Raw genomic sequence first — 1470 nt, forward strand, 5'->3', positions numbered from 1 at the left:
CAAGATGAAATATGATCCACGGTTAAAAACATTTGTTGAAGATGATTACAGATATGAGGACCATCTTAACTTTAAGAAACAAATAGAAGATCAAAAATATAACCGTATGCTATTGGAATTGGAAAATCAATTTAAACTAAATCAGGAAGTTATCGCTTTATTGACAGAAGATGAAGCTATAGAATACTATAGAATATATGAAAACACTAGATCATAATTTCTATAACTCATGGAAGAATAATATCAAAACCATCTATTCATATACTGATCCAGTTTCATCTTTTGCTGGTAATATCTACGACTCCTTTGGAGTGGCAAGAGTAGTAAATGATTTAAGAAGCTTCGGTGTGGAAGCAACAGAGTATTTTGGTAAGGATGGAAAAAGATATATAAAGTTGTCAGGTTACCCGGGTGTAAGAAATTATTTAAACGCCACAAGATATCTTGCTAATAATCCCCGTATCGTGTCTTTTGGGGTAGGTACACTAGGTATTGAAGCTGGAATTTCCCAAGGTGCTAGATTCGGTATAGTATTCTCAGCTGCATATAGACTAGTTGAGTTAATATTTAAAGATGAATATGGATTGGTTGATTTGTTTGTTAACTTAACAATCGATGGTGCAAAATTAGCTATTTCAATAGGTGTTGCTTCGACGGCTAATACGCTCATAGTTGCCCCACTCTTAGCTGTAGGGTGGAGTCTTATGGCCGTAACCCTTGGAGTTTTTCTTCTTGGGGTTGGAGTTTCTTTTGCTTTGTATTGGTTAGATGATCACTTTAAAGTTAGTGAAACTATAATTAAAAATCTAAAGAATAGTAATAGAAAGGTAAATCCGACACCATACCATCCGGATCAACTTTTTAATATGTGGGGTAGATTTAGTCGTGGATAATACAAGCAAAACAAAACTATATTTAGGCATGTCGTTGCTTATTTTTATGTCCTTGTTATTTATATTTTTTTCATTGAGTGATTATATAGGTTTCTTTAGACGTGATAGCGTCATTACATTCTCATGGAAGAGTGCGGGTTTTATTTGGTTTAGTCCTTTGCTTATTAATCTTGCTTATGCATTATTAATGATCGCGTTAAATAGGACAAAGAATCTTAATGGCAAGATAGGCGATTATATTTCATGTGTGTCAATAGCCGGTTTTATCCTTACTCTATTTGTATCTTTATATGTTGATGATGAATTAAGGTCTGAGGGATATTTAATCTGTAGCAAATCATCATGGATGGCTCCGAATAAGTATGTTAAGGACATTTCACTTTGTTACTAAACATATTCTATTTATGTTTATTAATAATTCCTATCTTCCCATATGCTGTAAGCAGATGTGCCGGCTGTTATATGATTCCATGAGATAGATTTATAGTTGAGTGTAACTCTTTCATATGGCATGGCATCAAAATCATTTATAGAATGCGGGTATATACAAGAAACATCTGTGATAGTGGCTTCAGTG

Annotated in this window: 2 protein-coding genes and 2 pseudogenes; 3 read left to right on the forward strand and 1 reads right to left on the reverse strand. The window is 33.6% G+C overall.

Features of this window, described 5'->3' with window-relative positions; translation table 11 throughout:
• The 3 genes and pseudogenes from C5469_RS23915 to C5469_RS22650 all read left to right on the forward strand — a co-directional run.
• Nucleotides 1-217, forward strand: a pseudogene (locus C5469_RS23915) (hypothetical protein); the annotation flags it as partial.
• Nucleotides 198-893, forward strand: coding sequence for a hypothetical protein (locus tag C5469_RS22645; protein WP_242689571.1), 696 nt, complete (start codon nt 198-200; stop codon nt 891-893). The pseudogene C5469_RS23915 and the gene C5469_RS22645, both read left to right, overlap by 20 nt.
• Nucleotides 894-939: 46 nt before the next feature.
• Nucleotides 940-1284 (forward strand): DUF1240 domain-containing protein, encoded by a 345-nt coding sequence (locus C5469_RS22650; protein WP_242689572.1) that lies wholly within the window; start codon nt 940-942, stop codon nt 1282-1284.
• Nucleotides 1285-1304: 20 nt separating this feature from the next.
• On the opposite strand, the pseudogene C5469_RS23920 reads toward C5469_RS22650, so the two are convergent.
• Nucleotides 1305-1470 (reverse strand): annotated as a pseudogene (locus tag C5469_RS23920) (type VI secretion system tube protein Hcp); the annotation flags it as partial.

It is taken from the genome of Photorhabdus cinerea (genome assembly GCF_011189575.1).
In the GTDB taxonomy this organism is placed as follows: Bacteria; Pseudomonadota; Gammaproteobacteria; order Enterobacterales; family Enterobacteriaceae; genus Photorhabdus; species Photorhabdus cinerea.

Bases quoted from the DNA above. Each gene is read 5' to 3' on its own strand.
- C5469_RS22650 (WP_242689572.1), top strand. From the start codon at position 940: ATGTCCTTGTTATTTATATTTTTTTCATTGAGTGATTATATAGGTTTC.
- C5469_RS22645 (WP_242689571.1), top strand. From the start codon at position 198: ATGAAAACACTAGATCATAATTTCTATAACTCATGGAAGAATAATATC.